Origin of the sequence: Cellulosilyticum lentocellum DSM 5427 (genome assembly GCF_000178835.2) — a bacterium.
GTDB lineage: Bacteria > Bacillota > Clostridia > Lachnospirales > Cellulosilyticaceae > Cellulosilyticum > Cellulosilyticum lentocellum.
The window spans coordinates 715,213-735,140 of sequence record NC_015275.1; the positions used below are offsets into that span (position 1 = coordinate 715,213).

16 protein-coding genes are annotated in these 19,928 nt (G+C 33.6%); 13 read left to right on the forward strand and 3 right to left on the reverse strand.

What is annotated here, in order from left to right:
* Nucleotides 1-107: 107 nt before the first annotated feature.
* The 12 genes from CLOLE_RS03105 (at nucleotide 108) to CLOLE_RS03155 (ending at nucleotide 14,385) form a co-directional block, all read left to right on the forward strand.
* Nucleotides 108-1,451, forward strand: coding sequence for an extracellular solute-binding protein (locus CLOLE_RS03105; protein ID WP_013655609.1), 1,344 nt, complete (start codon nucleotides 108-110; stop codon nucleotides 1,449-1,451).
* A 105-nt stretch (nucleotides 1,452-1,556) separates the two neighbouring features.
* A complete protein-coding gene (locus CLOLE_RS03110; RefSeq protein WP_013655610.1) occupies nucleotides 1,557-2,444 on the forward strand; it encodes a carbohydrate ABC transporter permease in 888 nt (295 codons plus the stop codon).
* A gap of 14 nt (nucleotides 2,445-2,458) precedes the next feature.
* The gene (locus tag CLOLE_RS03115) at nucleotides 2,459-3,286 is read left to right on the forward strand and encodes a carbohydrate ABC transporter permease (RefSeq protein WP_013655611.1); all 828 of its coding nucleotides are present in this window, start codon (nucleotides 2,459-2,461) and stop codon (nucleotides 3,284-3,286) included.
* A gap of 258 nt (nucleotides 3,287-3,544) precedes the next feature.
* On the forward strand, nucleotides 3,545-4,969 hold the full coding sequence (locus CLOLE_RS23770; protein ID WP_013655612.1) for an endo-1,4-beta-xylanase: 1,425 nt from the start codon (nucleotides 3,545-3,547) through the stop codon (nucleotides 4,967-4,969).
* A gap of 387 nt (nucleotides 4,970-5,356) precedes the next feature.
* Nucleotides 5,357-6,811 carry a hypothetical protein gene (locus CLOLE_RS03125; RefSeq protein ID WP_013655613.1) on the forward strand — a complete coding sequence of 485 codons (1,455 nt, stop codon included), beginning with the start codon at nucleotides 5,357-5,359 and terminating at the stop codon, nucleotides 6,809-6,811.
* A 63-nt stretch (nucleotides 6,812-6,874) separates the two neighbouring features.
* Nucleotides 6,875-7,657, forward strand: a complete 783-nt coding sequence (locus CLOLE_RS03130; RefSeq protein WP_242825789.1) for a flavodoxin family protein — start codon at nucleotides 6,875-6,877, stop codon at nucleotides 7,655-7,657.
* A gap of 26 nt (nucleotides 7,658-7,683) precedes the next feature.
* Nucleotides 7,684-7,977 carry a DUF2087 domain-containing protein gene (locus CLOLE_RS03135; protein ID WP_013655614.1) on the forward strand — a complete coding sequence of 98 codons (294 nt, stop codon included), beginning with the start codon at nucleotides 7,684-7,686 and terminating at the stop codon, nucleotides 7,975-7,977.
* A 120-nt stretch (nucleotides 7,978-8,097) separates the two neighbouring features.
* Complete coding sequence (locus CLOLE_RS21550; protein WP_013655615.1) at nucleotides 8,098-8,736, forward strand: DUF3267 domain-containing protein; 639 nt, start codon at nucleotides 8,098-8,100, stop codon at nucleotides 8,734-8,736.
* A gap of 64 nt (nucleotides 8,737-8,800) precedes the next feature.
* Nucleotides 8,801-9,577: a nucleotidyltransferase domain-containing protein gene (locus CLOLE_RS03140; protein ID WP_013655616.1), complete on the forward strand. Its 777-nt coding sequence runs from the start codon at nucleotides 8,801-8,803 to the stop codon at nucleotides 9,575-9,577.
* Between the two features lie 8 nt (nucleotides 9,578-9,585).
* Nucleotides 9,586-10,572 (forward strand): nucleotidyltransferase domain-containing protein, encoded by a 987-nt coding sequence (locus CLOLE_RS03145; RefSeq protein WP_013655617.1) that lies wholly within the window; start codon nucleotides 9,586-9,588, stop codon nucleotides 10,570-10,572.
* 215 nt (nucleotides 10,573-10,787) lie between these two features.
* Nucleotides 10,788-12,836 (forward strand): SPFH domain-containing protein, encoded by a 2,049-nt coding sequence (locus CLOLE_RS03150; RefSeq protein ID WP_013655618.1) that lies wholly within the window; start codon nucleotides 10,788-10,790, stop codon nucleotides 12,834-12,836.
* Between the two features lie 355 nt (nucleotides 12,837-13,191).
* Nucleotides 13,192-14,385, forward strand: coding sequence for an IS110 family RNA-guided transposase (locus CLOLE_RS03155; RefSeq protein ID WP_013655619.1), 1,194 nt, complete (start codon nucleotides 13,192-13,194; stop codon nucleotides 14,383-14,385).
* A gap of 754 nt (nucleotides 14,386-15,139) precedes the next feature.
* Here CLOLE_RS03155 and CLOLE_RS03160 read toward each other — a convergent pair.
* Nucleotides 15,140-16,138 (reverse strand): hypothetical protein, encoded by a 999-nt coding sequence (locus CLOLE_RS03160; RefSeq protein WP_013655620.1) that lies wholly within the window; start codon nucleotides 16,136-16,138, stop codon nucleotides 15,140-15,142.
* Nucleotides 16,139-16,503: 365 nt separating this feature from the next.
* Nucleotides 16,504-17,700 carry an MFS transporter gene (locus tag CLOLE_RS03165; protein ID WP_013655621.1) on the reverse strand — a complete coding sequence of 399 codons (1,197 nt, stop codon included), beginning with the start codon at nucleotides 17,698-17,700 and terminating at the stop codon, nucleotides 16,504-16,506.
* Nucleotides 17,701-18,084: 384 nt separating this feature from the next.
* Between CLOLE_RS03165 and CLOLE_RS03170 the strand changes: the two genes are divergently transcribed.
* The gene (locus tag CLOLE_RS03170; RefSeq protein WP_013655622.1) at nucleotides 18,085-18,660 is read left to right on the forward strand and encodes a DUF1062 domain-containing protein; all 576 of its coding nucleotides are present in this window, start codon (nucleotides 18,085-18,087) and stop codon (nucleotides 18,658-18,660) included.
* A 149-nt stretch (nucleotides 18,661-18,809) separates the two neighbouring features.
* Here CLOLE_RS03170 and asd read toward each other — a convergent pair whose 3' ends face one another.
* Nucleotides 18,810-19,901, reverse strand: coding sequence for an aspartate-semialdehyde dehydrogenase (gene asd, locus CLOLE_RS03175; protein ID WP_013655623.1), 1,092 nt, complete (start codon nucleotides 19,899-19,901; stop codon nucleotides 18,810-18,812).
* Nucleotides 19,902-19,928: the final 27 nt, after the last annotated feature.

Sequence of the window (19,928 nt, forward strand, 5' to 3'; positions counted from 1 at the left end):
TATTTTTAATCATCTAAATACGTGTACATAGATGCAAAATGACCATAAAATAAAAGCATATCAAGGATTTGGTTGTAAAAAACTACAATATATCCAGGAGGGGTAAGATGGGGAAATTTAAAAAGGCAATAACATTCTTAATCTCAAGCATGATGGCATTTTCAATGATAGGATGTACAGGCGGTACTACTACAACAGGGGATGAAACTAAAACTGAGAATACTGCTAGTACAAGTAAAGAAGCAATACAAGAAGCAGAAACTACCTCAGATGAAGTGGTGACCTTGAATTTGTGGCATATTTGGGCAGCGGAAAGTGAATCTAGTAAAGCGCCATTTGAAGCAGCAGTAAAAGAGTTTAATGAGGAAAATCCTAATATTCAGGTAGTATTAGATGCAACTGAAAATGAAACTTATAAAACGAAGATGACAGCAACAATTGCAGCTAATGAAGCACCAGACATTTATTTCTACTGGAGCGGCGGTTATATGAAGAATATCGTAGATGCAGGTAAAGTCCTTGCGTTAGATGAGTACCTTGATGATGCTACGAAAGATAAAATATTAAATGGTACGCTTACCAATATGACATTTGACGGAAAGATTTATGGTATAGGACACTCAATGTCAGTTGGTACATTCTTTGTAAATACAGAGTTATTTAATAAATATAGTGTTAAAATTCCTGAAACATGGGATGAATTAGTAACAGCTTGTAAAACATTTAAAGATAATGGTATTACACCAATGGCAGTAGGTGCTAAAGATAGATGGTGTATCGATATGTATTTAGATATTATAGAAACAAGAGCAGCAGGCTATGAAACATGTTATAATGCTTTAACTAAAAACGGCTCTTTCGTAGATGAGGGTATTATTGAAGGTGCTGCTAAATTACAAGAACTTGTAGACATGGGTGCATTTACAAATGGTGCTTTAGGAGTATCAAGAGATGAATCAGAAGTACCTTTCTATAATGGTCAAATACCAATGTACGTTAATGGTAGCTGGACAATTGGAAATATCAATGCAGATGATTGTCCTGTAAAAGGTAAAATCTCAATTGCTAAATTCCCAACGATTAACGAAAAGAGCAATGTGAATGACTTTACTGGTGGTGTAGCTGAAACCTTTGTAGTTAATGCTGCTACAAAACATCCTAAAGAAGCAGTATATGCATTAAGAACAATTTCTGAAAAATTCTCTAAGAACTTATACTTAAGTGGGGCTGGTATCCCAACATGGAAAGTAGATGTAGATGAATCTCAAATTGATCCACTGACATTACAATTAGTTGATTTGATTCAGGACTCTAATTCATTTACTTTATGGTGGAATACATTACTTGAAGGTGAAGATTCCGAAACCTATATGAATAAATCAGCAGAATTATTTGCAAAACAAATTACACCAGAAGAATTTGTAAAACAGTTGCAAACAATGAATGAATAGTTAAATACAAAAGCCACTGTTGTTTAAGCAGAACTTAAGCTAACAGTGGCTTTTCTAAACAGGACTTGATGATAGAGAACTTTGTGATAGAGGGGGAGAGATGAGATGAAGAATATTTTCGCTGATAAGAAAGCTATTTTTCTGTTTATGCTACCAGCAACATTATTCTTTTTGCTAATTATCGTATTACCTGTTATTTTATCAGGATATTACTCAACATTAGATTGGAATGGCTTTGGCATGGCTAAATTTATTGGCATAGATAACTTTAAAGAACTCTTTATAAATAACAAGGATGGGTTCCCTAAAGCTGTTATGAACTCCTTGTTTTTCTTAGTAGTTTCATTAGTGATTCAAATACCAATTTCTTTAATACTAGCACTTGTTTTGGCTAATGGTATTAAGGGAGAGGGCTTTTTTAGAACAGTGTTTTTTATCCCAGTTGTACTAGCCACAGTTGTTATTGGACAGTTATGGATGAAAATTTATAATCCTGATTATGGACTACTTAATACATTTTTAAGAGCAATAGGTTTAGGGAAGTGGGCAAAGGCTTGGCTGGGAGAAACGAGTACAGCTTTAGGGGCTTCTTTTGTACCTATTTTGTGGCAGTATGTAGGTTATCATATGCTTTTACTATATGCTGCGATCAAGACGATATCACCTGATATTTATGAGGCAGCTCAAATAGATGGAGCAAGTAGTAGGAAAATGGCAACTAAGATAACCATACCACTTATTATTCCTATGCTTAAGGTAAGTACTATTTTATCAGTAACGGGATCACTTAAAGTATTTGATTTAGTATTTGTACTGACCAATGGAGGCCCAGCAGGTGCAAGTGAAGTGCCGAGTACACTTATGGTTAAGAGTATTTTTAACAGCTATCGATACGGCTATGGAAGTGCTATGGCAGTATTTATTATTATTGAGTGTTTTATTTTTACAGCTTTAGCTAGAGGCATTTTTAGTCAAATAGAGAAACGTTATTAAAGGAGGAAAAGCACATGGGTAAAAGGATAGTGGTAGGTTTAAAATATTTATTACTGAGCATATGGACTGTAATATGCCTGTTTCCTATTTATTGGTTAGTGTGTTTTTCTCTTAAAGATAACACAGAAATATTTGGTGAGAATATAGCAGGACTTCCAAGGCATTGGATCTTTTCCAACTATCAATCAGCATTTATGGGAGGCAATGTAGGTATCTACCTATTAAATAGTGTGATTGTTACAGGTATGACCATCTTATTAACCATTATAGTAGCGGTAACAGCCAGCTATGCATTAGAACGAATGGTATGGAAGCTTAGAAAAACAGCTATGACTATTTTTATGATAGGTATTATGATTCCTATTCATGCAGCTTTATTACCTGTATTTTATATGATGCAAACCTTGCATATACTAAATACCGCATGGTCATTGATTATTCCATATGTAGCCTTTGCTATGCCAGTGGCAATTATGATTATGACTGGTTTTGTAGCAGGTATTCCGAGAGAATTAGAGGAATCAGCAAGTATAGATGGTGCCAGTATCTATAAGATTTTTATATCAGTCATTCTACCTTTATTGAAACCGGCTATAGCTACAGTATCCATTTTTACATTTATACAAGCATGGAATGAGCTGATGTTTGCAACAGTATTCATTAGCAATAATGCAAAGAAAACGCTAACAGTAGGTATTCAATCTATGTCAGGTCAGTTTTTAACTCAATGGGGACCTATTGGAGCGGCATTGGTCGTAGCAACCATACCAACGATAATGATTTATTTGTTACTTAATAGACAAGTACAAGACAGTCTAGTAATGGGAGCTGTTAAAGGATAAATATTAATTATTTTAGGGATTTATAAAAGGATTTTCTCACTTATAGAGAGCTACAAGTAGAGGATGAAAGGCTTAATAAATGGTCTAAAACTGGCAAAAACAAACAAAAAAATAACAAAATAACACATAAAAATATACATAATAAACAAAAACATTTAAAATATTCCGAATATATATTAAGATTTCATTAGATGTTAGGATAAACTACACATCACAAATCAAAGGTTTGATTTGAAATTTTATTAAGGAGGAATAGGTATGAGATTAAAGAAGTTAAGTAAAAAATGCACGGCTCTATTAGTAGCAGGACTCATGATGGTAGCTACCATCATACCCAAACAAGATGCCTATGCAAGTATGACGAGTGGTAGTAAATTTTTAGGCAATGTTATCGGAAATAGTATTCCAAGTGATTTTGGAACCTATTGGAACCAAGTTACGCCAGAAAATGCGAGTAAGTGGGATGCAGTTGAGGGTACTAGAGATAGTATGAATTGGACTGCAGTAGATAGTTATTTTAATTATGCAAAGCAGAATAACTATCCATTTAAATTTCATACACTAGTATGGGGGAGTCAAGAACCTAACTGGATTAAAAATCTTTCTAAGGCAGAACAACAAGAAGAAGTTTTGGAATGGATTAAGGCAGTTGGATCAAGGTATAGTACAGTGGATATGATAGATGTTGTTAATGAGCCACTGCATGCTAAACCATCTTATAAAGATGCAATTGGTGGAGATGGTGAAACAGGATGGGATTGGGTTATTTGGTCTTTCACCCAAGCTAGAAAATATTGTAAAGGTAAGTTACTCATTAATGAGTACGGTATTATTAGTGACACTAATGCTACTAATCAATACATTCAAATTATTAACTTATTAAAAGAAAGAAATTTGGTTGACGGAATTGGTATTCAATGTCATGAGTTTAATATGAATTATGTGTCTGTAAGTACCATGAAGACTAATCTAGATAAATTAGCAGCAACAGGATTACCTATCTATGTATCAGAGCTTGATATGTCAGGTGATGATAGTACACAGCTAGCACTTTATAAAGAAAAATTCCCTGTATTATGGGAGCACTCAGGTGTAAAAGGAATTACATTGTGGGGATATATCGAAGGTCAAACATGGAAGAGTAACACACATCTTAGAAATACTTCTGGAACAGAACGTCCAGCATTGCAATGGTTGAAGAGTTATTTAAAAGATGGTTCGACGCCAACACCAACACCAACACCTACACCTACTCCTACGCCAACACCTACTCCAACACCAACAGAAGGTGCTATCCCTAAGGTGAGCGTTACTACCCAGTTAGGTAGCTCTCTCAATCAACAATATACTATTACATCTGTAGGTAGTCAAAACCTTGATCTTTCTAAGCTCACTATCCGCTACTATTACACTAAAACAAGTACAAAGAGTCAAAGCTTTTGGTGTGATAATGCAGGCCTTCAGCTCAATGTATCTCCATGGTATGTGAATCTTGCTTCAGGCGTAAAGGGTACTTTTAAAGATGGCTATCTTGAAATAACCTTTGATACTACCTATAGTATGGCGCCAAACTCTGGTTCACTTAATTTAGGAATTCGTCTTGCCCAAAGTGATTGGTCTACTTATGAAAACTTAGTGGATAAAGGGTATGAAGTTTATTATAATGGAACATTAGTTAAATAATGATTTGCAAGTAGCTAGGAGGATTAAAAATCTTAGCTACTTTTTTATTGTGTGCCTTAGCTCTGTACAAACGTTCCTTTATGACATCAGGTCATATTGTTGATCCTAGAAATTACTATTTCAAATCTAGGATTCAGGAAGGTTTTTGAGGCCTACTTGTTTTCTGGATTATAACAATATAATTACACCTCTCAAATGGGTTATCTATAGTTGAATAAAAAATCTAAATATTATAAAATTAATCGAGGTATTCAGTTGTATTAAAAGAAGTTTGGTACTGCTCAGTATTGATTTTTCACAGCTCTTCAAAATTCAATCGATATAGCAACTGAATGATTATAAATAAAAATGGGATTTTATTAAAAATAAGAAGGGGAGAGCGTTATAATGGAACAGGAGATTTTAAGTGGGCCAGTAAAAACAAGAAAAAGTGTGTGGGGAATCTTAGCAGTAGTTATTTTAGGAATTTATGCATTGATCACTATAGGATTGGTAGTTGTGGGATGCGTGGTTAAGCCAATACCAGGACTAAATTATTCTTTTGAATATGCAAAGGATAATTTATTAGATGTTCTAAAAATTAATTCTGAGATATCAATAATCCTATTCATTATCTTAGGTGTAATTGGAACTGTATTTAAGATCATTAAGAATAACAGTATTAGGAATGGACTTATAGGTTTCTGGGGATTTTTATTTGTATTGCCCATGAGTGTGTTAAGCCTGTGGCTTCAAAAGTTGGTACCAAGTGATATAGGGCTAAGTAGAAATTTTAGATGGGTGATATTGGGGATTGCTGCATTTAAGGTAGGGCTTCTTATACTTATTTTACTAAAATATATAGAAAGAAAAAGAGATGTCAATTTTAAAATAGTATGGACTTCTGCAATCTTTCTGGCGTTGATTAATTTTATGACAATGTCTCAGTTTAGTTTTGGCATGGATCAGAACTATTCATTTGGATATGCAATGCTAGAACAATGGGGGCTATTTTTTACAGAGCAATACATATGGTTACATGGAAATTTAGGTATATCTAGGTTTATTAACATAAGTATAGTCGTTTTATTTGTAGTCTTAAGTGTACCATTATATATGATTGGTAGGGGCTTATTTATTCCAAAATCTGAGGAGAAAAACGAGGAATATGTATCTAGAGGTTCTTTAGCAGTACTAGTAGGAAATGGACTAGGATTATTAATGATAGTCACTCCTATTTTAAAGAGTGGTATGAGTATAGAAAGTATAGGGCTAAAGAGTTTAGGAGCAGGTTTTTTTATTAGTTTATTAGTAGGTATAATAGCTACCATTTTAAATGTAGGGATAGGAAGCATAATAGTACAGATGAAGCACTCAAGAATAGGGTTGATTGGGATTGGATTATTAGTTTTAATCAGTAGTTCTGTTACTACCTCGCCAATAAACTCAGTATTCATTAGTTCGTGGTTATTGTTTGGTAAAGGCATAGTAAGTACTGTATTTGCAATAAGTATAAACATGGTAACCCTTTTTGCTATAACATGGATACTTAGAGAAAGAAAAAGTAAAGAGGGTATTCTAAATAAGAATTTTATAATGAGGTTAAGTATAGCTATTTTTATTGTTCAGTTCTTGGCTGGTATGACTAACTTTGGTATTGGGTTCGTGTTTTATGCAAGTAACTTTGAGAGCATGTTACCTTTAAACTCAATCTTTTTTCAACCAGATATGACTTCTGAAGCAAGAAACTTTATTTTTGTAGTCATTTCTACATTAGTATTTTTAGGGATCAATATAAGTCGATTATTATTAAAAGAAGAAGATTATGGTGAATGGACATGGCTTAGTATACTTCATAAATAAAGAGAAACTAAAATAGAATAAACAAAAAAACAGAGGAGATAAGAAGAAAATGAAATATCATTCATTAATGGAAGCCCACATAAGGGAAACACTTGGAAATTAGCTGAAGAGGTTCAAGGTATACTAAAAAACATAGAGCCGGGTAGTGTTATAGAAGAAATTCATTTAGTAAATCTGAAGCTGCCATTTTGCAGTGGCTGTTCCTTGTGCTTTAGAACAGGAGGAAGTAATTGCCCTCATAATGAAAAGATTCAGCAAGTGTTAAATGCCATGGAAGAAGCTGATGGAATCATAGTAGCCTCGACTAGTTATAACAGGAGGGAAACTACCTTGCTTAAAAACTTTTTCGATCATTTGTGTTACCTCCTTCATCGTCCACACTTCTTTACTAAAAAAGCATTAGTTATAACGACAACAGGAGGTGTAGGGGCTAAATCAGCAGCTAAAAGTATTGCATCCTTTTTGAAGGGAATAGGTTTTAATAAGTGTTATCTCTTACCAATTGCAGCTTATAGTTGGAATGATTATAAAGTTAATAATAAAACAAAAATGAAGTGTGAGCAGGTAACTAAAAAGTTTTATCAAGCTATCAGCTCAGAAAAATTACATAGTCCAAGTGTCTTAGTTATGATTCCCTATAACTTATTTAGAGGAATGTCTCTGTATTATGTAAAAGGGACTGAATATGAAACAGAGGATGGTAGTTATTGGACAGATCCTATTAGAAAAGACACTGTATATGATAAAGTTGTTCCAGTTCCTATTTATAAAAGGCCTATAGGGTATTTCTTTTACTTCTTAGGCAAAAAGTTAGGGAAAAAAGTCATGGTGACATATAAAAAGTAAGTCGTATATAAAGGGAGATGATGATGATGGAAAAATGGTTGAAAAATTATCTGGATTCAAGTGGTAAATTATCGATGTATCCATCTAAAAGAAAACTAAAGATTGCTGTTATGTTTTATATAGCTAATCAATTAGAAGCTCATAAGACATATACAGAAAAAGAAATGAATGAAGCCATTAATGAGATATGTACTTTTAATGATGCAGCACTACTTAGAAGAGAAATGTACAACTATCACTTTATTAATAGGACTGAGGATGGAAAGATATATACGTTAGAAGAAAATCAGCCATCTCCTGAAGAATATGGATTAAGCTAGAAGAATGAGGCATATAGGTATTCATTAGGAATAATAAAAAATAAATAAAGATAGATTGATATCTAAGAAGAAATGATAAGATAAAGCAAAGAAAAATAATCTTATTATAGGAGTTTGGGGATGTTTAAAGATATTAAGTACATGGGCAGATATCAAGATGAAGAACAACTAAAAACAGGAAGATTACCTGAAGCAGCTATTAAGTATGAAGAACCAGATACGATGAAAGAAGTGTTTATAAAAGGAACACTTATTAGTGTACCAATATTTATAATAATGATTATGGGTATTCTGGTAAAAATCCAAGTATGGCAGATGCAGTTTTCGGAGATTAATATAAAGCAGTTGGCAGGAGGCATCCTAATTGCTAGTATAATAAGTTTACCTCTTGTTCCTATTCATGAAGGGCTACATGCTATTTGTTATCCAAAAGAAAGTATTAAGGAAATTTGGTATAAAAAAGAAGAGCCTGCAGCATTTGTGTATTGTAATGCACCTATTTCTCGCAGGAGATTTATATGGATGTCCTTATGTCCTAATTTAGTATTAGGTTTTATACCATATGTATTATGGATCATGGGTATGTTTGATGGCAATAGGTCAGTTTCGCAAATCCTTATTTCATTGGCGGTGCTTAATATATTTACTGGAATAGGTGATTACTTAAATATCTATTCCACGATTACACAAACACCAAAAGATAGCATCATACAAAATTACGGATTTCATAGTTATTGGTATAGAGAAGAGAATAAATAAACCCTAAAAAATTTGATACATAAGCTATAATAAAGAAAAGTTATAGGAAAGGTAAAGGGGAAAAATGAATCCAACGATTGTCAATAATATCAAACAAACTTTAAACGAATTAGAATCGGAAAAACGTATTCATATTTTAATGGCCATAGAATCAGGAAGTAGAGGATGGGGATTCCCTTCAATTGATTCAGATTATGATTGTCGTTTTGTATATACTCAGCCTTTGGAGAATTATTTAACCATAGGAGAAGTAATAGACCATATAAGTGTTCCTGTAGATGAGGTATATGATGTAGATGGTTGGGATTTGAAAAAGCTACTTATTCATATTAGAAAATCTAACCCAACAGTATGGGAATGGTTGCAGTCTCCAATTGCTTATAGGGAGGAGAAAGAGTTTAGGGACCAGTGTATGGCATTAGCAGTACTTTATTTTAATGAAAAAACAGCACTTTATCACTATAAAAGCTTAGCTTATAACAAAGTACAACAAATCAGGGAAACATCATTAGGCAAGTTAAAAGCTTATTTTTATGCTTTACGAAGTGCATTGGCGTGTGACTATGTATTAAACCATCACACTATTCCACCAATGGAAATAAATCAGCTTATGGAAAGCTTAAATCTAGAAATAGAGTTAATATCAGAGATTAAACATTTAATAGAATTAAAAGTAACTGTAGATGAAGCTTATGTCATAGGACCTCATACTAAGTTGCTTGGTTATATAGAAAAAGTTTTATTAGTCTGTGATGACTATTTACAGGAAGCTAAACCAACTACAGCACTTAAAGAGGCAAAGTTATTAGATGAGTGTTTTAGAAATTGGTTAATTAGGTGAGAGAAGTGATGAAAATAGAAGTTATAGAGCGATTAGAAAGTAAAGTCTATGAGTTTTTAAAAAACGAAAAGACGCTAGGCGATAGAATTTTATATTTAGTGGTGAGTGGCTCATACGGTTATGGAACCCAATATGAAAATAGCGATATAGATTTACGTGGCTGTACCATAGAAGGAAAGGAAGTACTATTTGGATTAGAAAGCTTTGAACAGTACGAAGACCTTCATACAGACACAGTTATCTTTGGCCTAAAGAAATTTGTAAGATTAGGATTGAATGCCAATCCCCAAACCTTGGAATTATTAGGCATAGATGAAGATTGCATTTATCAAATGACACCACAAGGAAAGCTTCTAAGAGACAATACAGAGCTTTTCTTATCTCAAAAAGTTGCAGATACTTTTGGTGGTTATGCAATGGCTCAGCTTAGAAGGCTTCAAAATGCGCTAGCACAAAATAGTGCCAGCCAAGTATTAAAGGAGCAGCATATAGCAGCTACACTTTCAAGACAAATTAAACAATTTAATGATGATTATACTTCTTTTGATAAAGGCAGTATAGTCGTTTATGTGGATGAAGAGAGCCAAGATCTAAGAACGACCATTCACTTAGAAGATTACCCTTTAAGAGATTTCACAAGTATTTATGCCAATATGACTAATACTATTAAAAGCTATGAGAAGCTTACACATCGTAATCATAAGAAAGAAGAAAGTAAATTATATAAGCATGCCATGCATTTAGTAAGAATACTGATAACAGGCACATATATATTAGAAGGCAAGGGCATTCGCACAAGATCAGAGGAACACTTACCTACATTATTAAGTATTAGACATGGAGAGTATAGTTGGGATCAGATATTTAAGATTGTAGATAGCCGTGAAAAACATTTTAATAAGGCAGCTCAGCTTACTAAGTTACCAGAGAGACCAAAACAAGATAAAGTTCAAAAATTAATAGAATCTATTTACGAAAGTTATTATTACAAATGAAAGCTCTATAGCTAGCTAGAAGTAACATTTTAGTTAGTTATAGAGCTTTTGTAATGGGGAAAATAAATTTGTTTTACAACATTATCAAGTAGAAAGACTTTGTGTTAAGAAAATATAAATTATTTATAATATTTTTATTATTATATAGAAGTGGCACACAATCTGTACTATACTAAGATGATTCAATCCAGTTGTTAAATTAAGGAGGATAAGGAATGATTAGTATAATTGTGGGTTGCGGAGTAGGAATCATAGCAGTTATTTTATTCTTTTGGCTCGTTGGTTTTAAAATTATCCCTAATGATAGAGTAGGAATCGTTGAAAAATGGTGGTCTCCTAAAGGTTCTCTAAAGGAGCAAATCATTGCTTTGAATGGAGAAGCCGGTTATCAGCCTGACCTTTTAAGAGGAGGTATTCATTTTAAATCACCACTTCTCTACAAGGTACATACGGTACCTCTTGTAACAGTACCACAAGGAAAAATAGCTTATGTATTTGCAAGAGACGGAGAGTCTTTAGAAGCTACACAAACTTTAGGCAGGATTGTTAAAGAGTCTAATAATTTTCAAAATGTAAGGGCCTTTTTACAAAATAAAGGACAAAAAGGACCACAACAAGGTATTATTCGTGAGGGAACTTATGCGTTTAACCTAGCACAATTTGTGATTATTACTGAAGATAAGACGCACTGCTTAAAAATAGGTAATAGGGCAGAGCAAGACACGCTTATGCAAATGTCAGAGCTTATTAAAAATAGAAATGGTTTTAGGCCAGTTGTCATTCAAGGGGAAAAAGATGAAATTGGTATTGTAACGGTCCACGATGGACCATCTTTAGGCAGTGGCAATATTATTTGTCCAACAGTAGGAGATGTAGCAACTGATCCACATTATCATAACAATTTCCAAGATATTGATGCCTTTTTAAAGGCTGGTGGTTATAGAGGTAGACAATATCAGGTTTTAGCAGATGGTACTTATTTTATTAATAGACTTTTTGCAACTATTGAATATATTCCTAAAGTAATCATTGAAGTAGGTTTTGTAGGAGTAGTTGTTTCTTATACTGGCGCAAAGGGTGAAGATTCTTCTGGTAATGATTATAAGCACGGAGAACTTGTTGGAAAAGGGTATAGGGGGGTATGGAATGAACCATTAATGCCAGGTAAATATGCTTTTAATACCTATGCAGGAAGCATTGTAAAAGTGCCTACAACCAATGTTATTTTAAAATGGATTTCTAATCAAACAGGGAATCACAAATATGATGAGAACCTTAAAGAAGTTAGTCTTATCACAAAGGATGCTTTTGAGCCAACCTTACCACTATCTGTTGTATTCCATATTGATTATCGAAAAGCACCTTATGTTATTCAACGTTTTGGGAATGTAAAGATGCTAGTTGATCAAACCTTAGATCCTATGATTTCTGCTTACTTTAAAAATATAGGACAAACGAAAACACTCATTGAACTCTTGCAGCAAAGAAATGAAATCCAGAGCCAAAGTGCTATGGAGATGAGAGAACGCTTTGAGCATTATAATCTAGAGTTAGAAGAAGTACTTATTGGTACACCAGGTAGCTCAACTTCAGATTCTAATATAGAAACCATTCTTACACAGCTTCGTAGCAGGCAAATTGCTAAAGAGCAATTAGAGACCTACGAAACCCAACAAAAAGCAGCCGAGAAAGAAAAAGAATTAAGAGAAGCAGAAGCAGTGGCTAAACAACAAACCACCTTAACTGAGTCTGATATTAATATTAGAATTCAAGAAAACCAAGGTAAAGCTGAGCTGATGAAAGCTAAACAAGATGCTGAAAAGATTCAGCGCCTAGCAGAAGCTGACTCTTATAAGATTAAAAAGCAATCTGAAGGTGAAGCGTTTAGAATTAAAGTGACAGCAGAAGCACAAGCAGATCAAGAAGCAAGAGTAGGTATCTCAAAGGCTATTGCTGCTAGAGAACAAGTTAATGCTTATGGTGGTCCACAGTACAAGGTAATTAGTGATGTCATGAGTGAATTCTCTAAAGCTGTTAAAGAGGGCAAGATTGATATCGTACCTAAGACTGTTATTCAAGCAGGAGGAGAAGGCCAAGGCGTTAATGCCTTTGAATCCCTTATTATGCTTTTAATGAGTGAAAAATTAACGGCTTTAAATGGTAATGAAGGCCACGAAGAATCTGAAGAAGTAGAACGTATAAAAGAACAGATTTTAGCTGAGATTAAAAACACCCAATTAGAAGTGGCTCCTACAAAGGAATAGTATAAAAAGCACATCTTAGTTAAATTAGGATGTGCTTTTTATACCTTACTATCTAAAGCGATACTATTTGCAATAAAATCAATTGTAATCATTCAGCCATACAAATTGAAATTCGTAATATATAAGTGAAGGTTCTCAGTAGCCTTCACTCTTTTATTTTATAATGAAGGTGATTGGCTGACGGAATTTGAAATTGGGACATTACGCCCGTAGTTAAATGTGTCAGCTAGCCTTCATTTTCTTGCATTCGATTCAGCAAGTTGGGACATACAAATGCTCCCGTTTAACCAACGAATATGAATGGAAACTGAAGAGTTGGAACCAATCAAATATTCTACTATAAGGAGGTATCCCCATGATTGCTGTTGGAATAGATGTTTCAAAATCCAAAAGCACTGTTGCTATCTTAAATTCCAATGGTTCTTTACTTGTCAAGCCATATACAATGACACATACTCAATCCGATATGTGTGCCTTGGTTGACTATTTATGTACCTTTGATGAACCCATTACCATTCTCATGGAGTATACAGGTCACTATCACTATCCAGTACTTAAAAAGCTACAACAGGAAGGATTCCCTGTCTGCATTATCAATCCATATCAAATGAAAAAATATGCCGACGTTGAAATCCATAAAGCAAAAACTGATAAAAAAGATGCTATCAGAATTGCTACATATGCTCTGGAAAAGTCTTATAAACTCGTCCCCTATAACTCATTGGAGCAGAAGTATGAAGATCTGAAATTTTTGTCAAGGCAATATAATCAACGAATTTCCTCTGTGTCCTATACAAAGGTTCAGTTGATTAACCTACTTGACCAGACAATGCTGGGAATTACTCGCTTACTTCCTCTAAAGAGCAAGAATCCTGAACAATGCGTTTTATTACTTTTTATCAAACGCTTTAAATCTTTTGATGAAATCAACAAAATCGGCAAAACACGTTTTCTTTCCAGTTATACAACACTTGTGAAGAAAACTTGCGACCGCCACGCTCCAAGTAAAGGATTGGCAATATATGAGCTTGCCACTAACAGTATTACAACCCGCGGTGAAGACCCATATATTCAGCTTGCTCAAAGTCAATGCGTAGACCTTTTAGCAACTTCACAGAATGCAGCAGATGAGATTATCCTGCAAATGCAGACCATGGCTGAAACCATACCTGAATATAAAATCCTCAGGGCTATGGCTGGCGTAGGTGATAGACTTGGTCCAATAATACTTGCTGAGATTGGTGATATTCGCCGTTTTCATAGTGGTAAAGCTCTTAATTCCTTTGCTGGAAATGATGCGCCACCTTATCAATCCTGGCAATTCGAGAGCAGAAACCGCCACATATCAAAACGTGGTAGTGCCACCCTCAGAAAAGCTTGTTTTGAGGTTATGCAGGCTCTCAAACTGACAAAACCTCAAGATGATCCCGTCTACCTTTTTATGTTAAAAAAGGAGCAGGAAGGAAAACCCTACAACGTAGCCAAAATGGCTGGTGTAAATAAGTTTCTCCGAATTTACTACGCTCGTGCGATGGAGCTTTATAAGTAAATCCGAGTTTATTATCATATATTTTTGAAAAATCTACAATACGTAGGTTTATTAAGGTTACCCTTTTTAAAGATGAAATTTCTTAAAATTCTTCTTGACAAACATTAGCAAGATTTGTCTTGGATGTTTATGAGAAATACGTCTGAGAGAAAATGAGTGGGTATGGGTGCCTTCCGTTGTTCCGGTTCACATTTTTTGAAGCACTAAGTTCACTTATTTAGATGAACGGCAGAACTCACTTCGTTCAAACAGCTGCCTAAAACCCATCTAAAGCGTTCACTAAGTGCTTCTAAAAAATGCTCCCAAGTCACTACTTCAGGCACCCATACCCACTCATTTTCACAAACGTTATTGACCTCATAAACGTCCGAGACAGTGAAGCAGTGTGGAAAGAAGACGTAACAACAATTGGTAACTTGTACGCAATTTAAAAACACTTAGAACCGGGAGCAGATGCCTAGAGCAATAATGTATCAAGCTTCCTATAAGTCTGTTTTGCCAAGAAGTAGCTAAGTAGGGAAGCTAGAGAGCTTACTCTTTTTTCTTGAAAACACTTAAGAGAGGTAGCTTTATGCATTATCCTCTCGTTTCCTCCCAGCAGCATTTCTCATAAACGATTAGACTGATTTCTATTTATAATATAGACTTAATAGTTAAAAAGTATTATTGACGATGGGATAGTTGTAAGCATATTTGCAAATGGCTTTATGCTAGAGAAAATAGTTAACAATTGTGTAGGTGTTAATAAAAAATTCTATATGTAAGAATAGTACTCCAGTTTTCGGATTTCCCAATCTATAGATTCACCTATATCAGGTTGAGATGGCTTGCTGTGAAATATCTCATTAGCATAAGTTTTTTCTAATGAACCGATGTCGAGACCACAGACTTTGGAGATATAGGCTAAATTGGCTCTTTCTTTTACTAGATGGCTAATTGCAGCTTTCATAATTGGTTCGATTGGATATGTTCTTGTTTTGTCTGGAATTTTAAATATTTGTTGATCCTTTATAAAGGAACAAAACCAAGTGTTTAGAACTTCAGCTCTAAAGGTTGATCCAGCAATATATTTAAATATTTTATCTTGTCCTCGTATGGCTTCATTAGATTCACTTTTTGCTAGTTCCAATACAAGTTTTAAATCTCGTCTCAAAGAATTAGGAATTGAAATTTTCACTTCATTCACAGTTACAGTTCTTAAGTCTTGGCTAAAGTTAGAGTATTTTAAATTGCATATTACTTGTCTTTTTGCTGGTGCAATTAGAGTGAGTTTAATAACTAGTCGTAATACAGACCAATGAAGATATCTTTTTTTGTTATTTATTCCTTCCAATGAAGAATACTCTACTTCTAAACAATCATCTAATTTTGAGAGAATATCTTTTATAGTATTCATATGAAATATTTCTCTTGAAACTTTTTGAGCTAAGTTAAATTCGTCTGTTAAGCTGTTCTTGTACTCTTCATAATTCATTTGTGAAAAAATATCAGGTGATTTACCTGCTTCAAGTAAGTAATCATAAAAGTTCTTAAAGGACTCCAAATACGATTCCATAGTTTTTATTTTTGTTAAAACTTCAGATTCAACATAGTATCCTATACAATTACGAATGTCATCTAAATCAATATTATTTGGTGTATTACTCTTGTTAATGAACTTTAAATAATCAATAAGTTTATTTACTTGATTTTTATACCTATCCCCCTTAGCTTTCAAGTATTCATTACGCCATCCTTCCATTATAGTAGGCATACTAACTCAACTCCTTATTCTTATGATTATAAAATTGAGAAAAACAAAAATATTAATACAAATAAATATATCATAGTTGTAATTTTTATCAATACAAAACACAATAAAGTTAGCATTTTAATTAATACTGACTAAGATGAATTTCTATAAAGTATTGGAAATAAAGGGATTTATAATTGTGTTAAAAAATTGTAGTGATGACTATTGGGATTTTTAATGAAAATAGAAGTTATTAAGTTTGATATAGTAAGAGCAGACTTTAGGAGAAGTTGAACATATAAAAAATACATCCTGATGCAGTTAGGATGTATTTTTTATATGTTTTCTATTTAAAATTTTATATCTATAGAAAATCAATCAGTGCTTTATGAGTTATGTATTTGTTGCCTGCTTATAAGCATACAGATTATTACGCCTATAATCAATAAGACAGGAAAGACAGTCGCAGCAATAATACCTACCCTAAGATTGTCATTAAACAGACTAGATACTGTACCTACAACAGTTGGTCCAATAGAGCATCCCACATCCCCGGCTAGTGCTAAAAAAGCGAACATAGCTGTTCCACCTCTTTTAATTTTAGCAGATGACATGCTAAATGTTCCAGGCCAAAGAATACCAACAGCTAAGCCACATATGCCGCACCCAATTAGGCTTAATATAGGTAGTGGGGACAGTGAAATAATAAGATAACTTAAAAAGCAAAGAATCCCACTACCTAGCATCATTTTTTCTAGATTTATTTTTTCTCCCCATTTACCATACAAGGTTCTTGAGAGTCCCATCATAATGGCAAAGAACATAGGTCCTGCTAAGTCTCCAATAAACTTATTTACTTCAAGTCCTTTTTCAGCAAAAGTTGAAGCCCATTGACTAACAGCTTGTTCACTTGCTCCAGCACATATCATTAAAAGCATCATATTCCAAAAGATTTTTTTAGAAAACATTTCTTTTAAGGTGAGTCCATTCTCATTATCTTCAATTAAATGAGAAACAGGTACCTTTGCAAAGAAAAAGGTATTAAGTACAGGGATAATAGCCCATAGAAGAGCTAGTACCTTCCAAGCTGAAGTGCCAAACAAAGTGAAAAATAAGGTTGATAGTAAAACTACTCCCACATGACCCCAACAATAGAAGGAATGTAATAGACTCATGGCAGCTTCTTTATTATCTGTGGGACAAGCTTCTACAATAGGACTTATAAGTACTTCAATAAGGCCACCGCCAACAGCATAAATCATAACTGAAATCATCAATCCTATAAAAGGATCACTAAAAACTTCTGGCAGTATAGTAAGCGATATAAGGCCTAAAGCAGAAAAAATATGGGCAATAATCACAGAAGCCTTGTAACCGATTTTATCTATAAATCCTGTTGACAATAAATCAATGACTAATTGTATTCCAAAATTAAAGGTTACTAAAAAAGTAATTTTAGAAATGGGTATATCATATAGTGATTGAAAAGTTAAAAATAATAAAGGTATAAAGTTATTAATAATGGCCTGAACGATATAGCCAGTGAATGAAGCATACATCGTGTGCTTATACTGAAAATTCATATTGCTCTCCTTTAAAAACAAAGTCATGATTTCATTATATAGTATTTTTCTTATTATTTTTGCGGTTTTTATAAATCCTATAGTATATTACCGGTAAATTATAAAAGTTATAGTATATTCATCTTTAAGAAATTTATAGATCAAAAGAATTAGTCTTTAGTAGCCCTTATTCTTTATTCTATAATGAGGTTAAGGTGTTTTTGTGATGAGAGAGATGATATGCTAAGGACATCATATCAGAGGAGGAAATGTCTTATGATTACACCAGTTCAAATGTGTTCTTATTCTATTCAATAATAAGCTGTATGAAAATAGGAATACATTTTTAAATTAAAATAAAAAATCTTATATTTTTGTGCGGCTTCATAAAAAAAGGAGCACAAGATGCAAGAGATTATTAGATGGAAGGTTATACCTATCAATGAACCCAATGTAATAAGGAATTGTTCTAAATGTGGAGGAAAGGCACACTTTGAAAATAGTAAAAAATTTAGAGTGAATGCTAATCAAAGTAAATTAGATGTTTGGCTTATCTACCAGTGTAAAAAGTGTAAGACAACATGGAATATGACTATTTTGTCAAGAGTTAATCCAAAAGAAATACCCAATAATCAGTATAAACGGTTTATAGATAATGATAAGGAGCTTGCAAGATTTTACGCATTTGATGCAGATACTCATAGAAGAAATGGTTCAATTCTAGATTACCATGAAATAGAATATACAATAGAAGGAAAAACACTGGATATACAAGCATTGGAAGAAAAGGTAACCATACTTCTGGAATGTGAAGAAGTATTTACTATACGCATGGATAAAGTATTAAGTAGGCAATTGGAGATATCTAGAGCCCAAGTTAGAAGTTTAGCAGAAAAAGGTATATTAAGTAGTAGGGAAGAAAAGAAATTATGGAAGTCTAAGTTAAAAAGCGAAATGTATATAGACATCCTACCACAGTAATAAGAAACACAGAGATAAAGCTTTTTCTGTATTTTTATATGAGTGAAATACATATTAAAAAGCACGTTTTAGTATAGGCTAGTACGTGCTTTTTAAATTTCATAATATAAAATAGTTTCTCTCAGAAGGATTATAAATGATGGAGATAACTAAAGTGATTTTGCAAAGAGATAGCCAGTAGCTACTAGATATTCAGCAGATAATACACCACCTCCAGCAGCACCTCTTAATGTGTTGTGAGATAAGCAAACAAATTTATAGTCAAATACAGTATCAGCTCTAAGCCTACCAATGGTAATACCCATCCCTTTTCCAAAGTTCCTATCTAATTTTGTTTGTGGTCTGTTTTCTTCTTCCATATAGCATAAAAACTTTTCAGGGGAGCTAGGTAGATTTTTGGCCAGTGGATTGAATTCATAATGATTAAGAGCTTCTAAGATTTCTTCTTTAGTAGGCTTTTTCTTGAAATTCACATAAACAGCAGCTAGGTGACCATCTGAAACAGGTACTCTTAAACACTGAGTTGTAATGAGTGGTGAATTGGAATTAACAATCTTACCATTTTGAACACTTCCCCATATTTTATGAGGCTCTTGTTCACTTTTTTCTTCTTCACCAGGTATAAAAGGAATGACATTGTCTAGGATTTCAGGACATTCTTTGAAGGATTTTCCAGAGCCAGATATGGCTTGATAAGTACAAGCTAGAATAGTTTCTGGTTCAAAAGCCATTAAAGCTGAAAGTGGTGGCACATAGCTTTGAATAGAGCAATTAGGTTTGACAACGATAAAGCCTCTTTTTGTACCAAGGCGCTTTTTTTGTGAGTCAATAACTGCGATATGATGTCCATTAATTTCAGGAATGAGCATAGGTACATCCTCTACATAGCGGTTAGCTGAGTTATTAGAGATGACAGGAATTTCAGCTTTGGCATAAGCTTCTTCTAAAGCTTTAGTTGCAGCTTTATCTAATGAAATAGCGCAGAAGATAAAATCCACTTTTTGACTAATAAGGTCTATCTGTTCACCATCTTCTACCATCATTTGCTTATATTTTTCAGGAATAGGAACAGACATTTTCCAGCGGTCTTTAATAGCATCCTCATAAGGCTTACCGGCAGATTGTTTGCTAGCTGCTAAAACAGTAACTTCAAACCAAGGATGATTTTCTAAAAGTAAGAGAAAGCGTTGACCTACCATACCAGTAGCGCCGATGATACCTACTTGTAATTTTTGTTTCATTTCACAAACCTCCTTAATGAATGATTG

What these genes read in the sequence shown, in the direction of transcription:
- CLOLE_RS03105 (WP_013655609.1), top strand. Translation starts at nt 108, where the DNA reads ATGGGGAAATTTAAAAAGGCAATAACATTCTTAATCTCAAGCATGATG.
- CLOLE_RS03160 (WP_013655620.1), bottom strand. Translation starts at nt 16,138, where the DNA reads ATGCCTACTATAATGGAAGGATGGCGTAATGAATACTTGAAAGCTAAG.
- CLOLE_RS21550 (WP_013655615.1), top strand. Translation starts at nt 8,098, where the DNA reads ATGTTTAAAGATATTAAGTACATGGGCAGATATCAAGATGAAGAACAA.
- CLOLE_RS03170 (WP_013655622.1), top strand. Translation starts at nt 18,085, where the DNA reads ATGCAAGAGATTATTAGATGGAAGGTTATACCTATCAATGAACCCAAT.
- CLOLE_RS03150 (WP_013655618.1), top strand. Translation starts at nt 10,788, where the DNA reads ATGATTAGTATAATTGTGGGTTGCGGAGTAGGAATCATAGCAGTTATT.
- CLOLE_RS03140 (WP_013655616.1), top strand. Translation starts at nt 8,801, where the DNA reads ATGAATCCAACGATTGTCAATAATATCAAACAAACTTTAAACGAATTA.
- CLOLE_RS03155 (WP_013655619.1), top strand. Translation starts at nt 13,192, where the DNA reads ATGATTGCTGTTGGAATAGATGTTTCAAAATCCAAAAGCACTGTTGCT.
- CLOLE_RS03125 (WP_013655613.1), top strand. Translation starts at nt 5,357, where the DNA reads ATGGAACAGGAGATTTTAAGTGGGCCAGTAAAAACAAGAAAAAGTGTG.
- asd (WP_013655623.1), bottom strand. Translation starts at nt 19,901, where the DNA reads ATGAAACAAAAATTACAAGTAGGTATCATCGGCGCTACTGGTATGGTA.
- CLOLE_RS23770 (WP_013655612.1), top strand. Translation starts at nt 3,545, where the DNA reads ATGAGATTAAAGAAGTTAAGTAAAAAATGCACGGCTCTATTAGTAGCA.
- CLOLE_RS03165 (WP_013655621.1), bottom strand. Translation starts at nt 17,700, where the DNA reads ATGAATTTTCAGTATAAGCACACGATGTATGCTTCATTCACTGGCTAT.
- CLOLE_RS03110 (WP_013655610.1), top strand. Translation starts at nt 1,557, where the DNA reads ATGAAGAATATTTTCGCTGATAAGAAAGCTATTTTTCTGTTTATGCTA.
- CLOLE_RS03135 (WP_013655614.1), top strand. Translation starts at nt 7,684, where the DNA reads ATGGAAAAATGGTTGAAAAATTATCTGGATTCAAGTGGTAAATTATCG.
- CLOLE_RS03115 (WP_013655611.1), top strand. Translation starts at nt 2,459, where the DNA reads ATGGGTAAAAGGATAGTGGTAGGTTTAAAATATTTATTACTGAGCATA.
- CLOLE_RS03145 (WP_013655617.1), top strand. Translation starts at nt 9,586, where the DNA reads ATGAAAATAGAAGTTATAGAGCGATTAGAAAGTAAAGTCTATGAGTTT.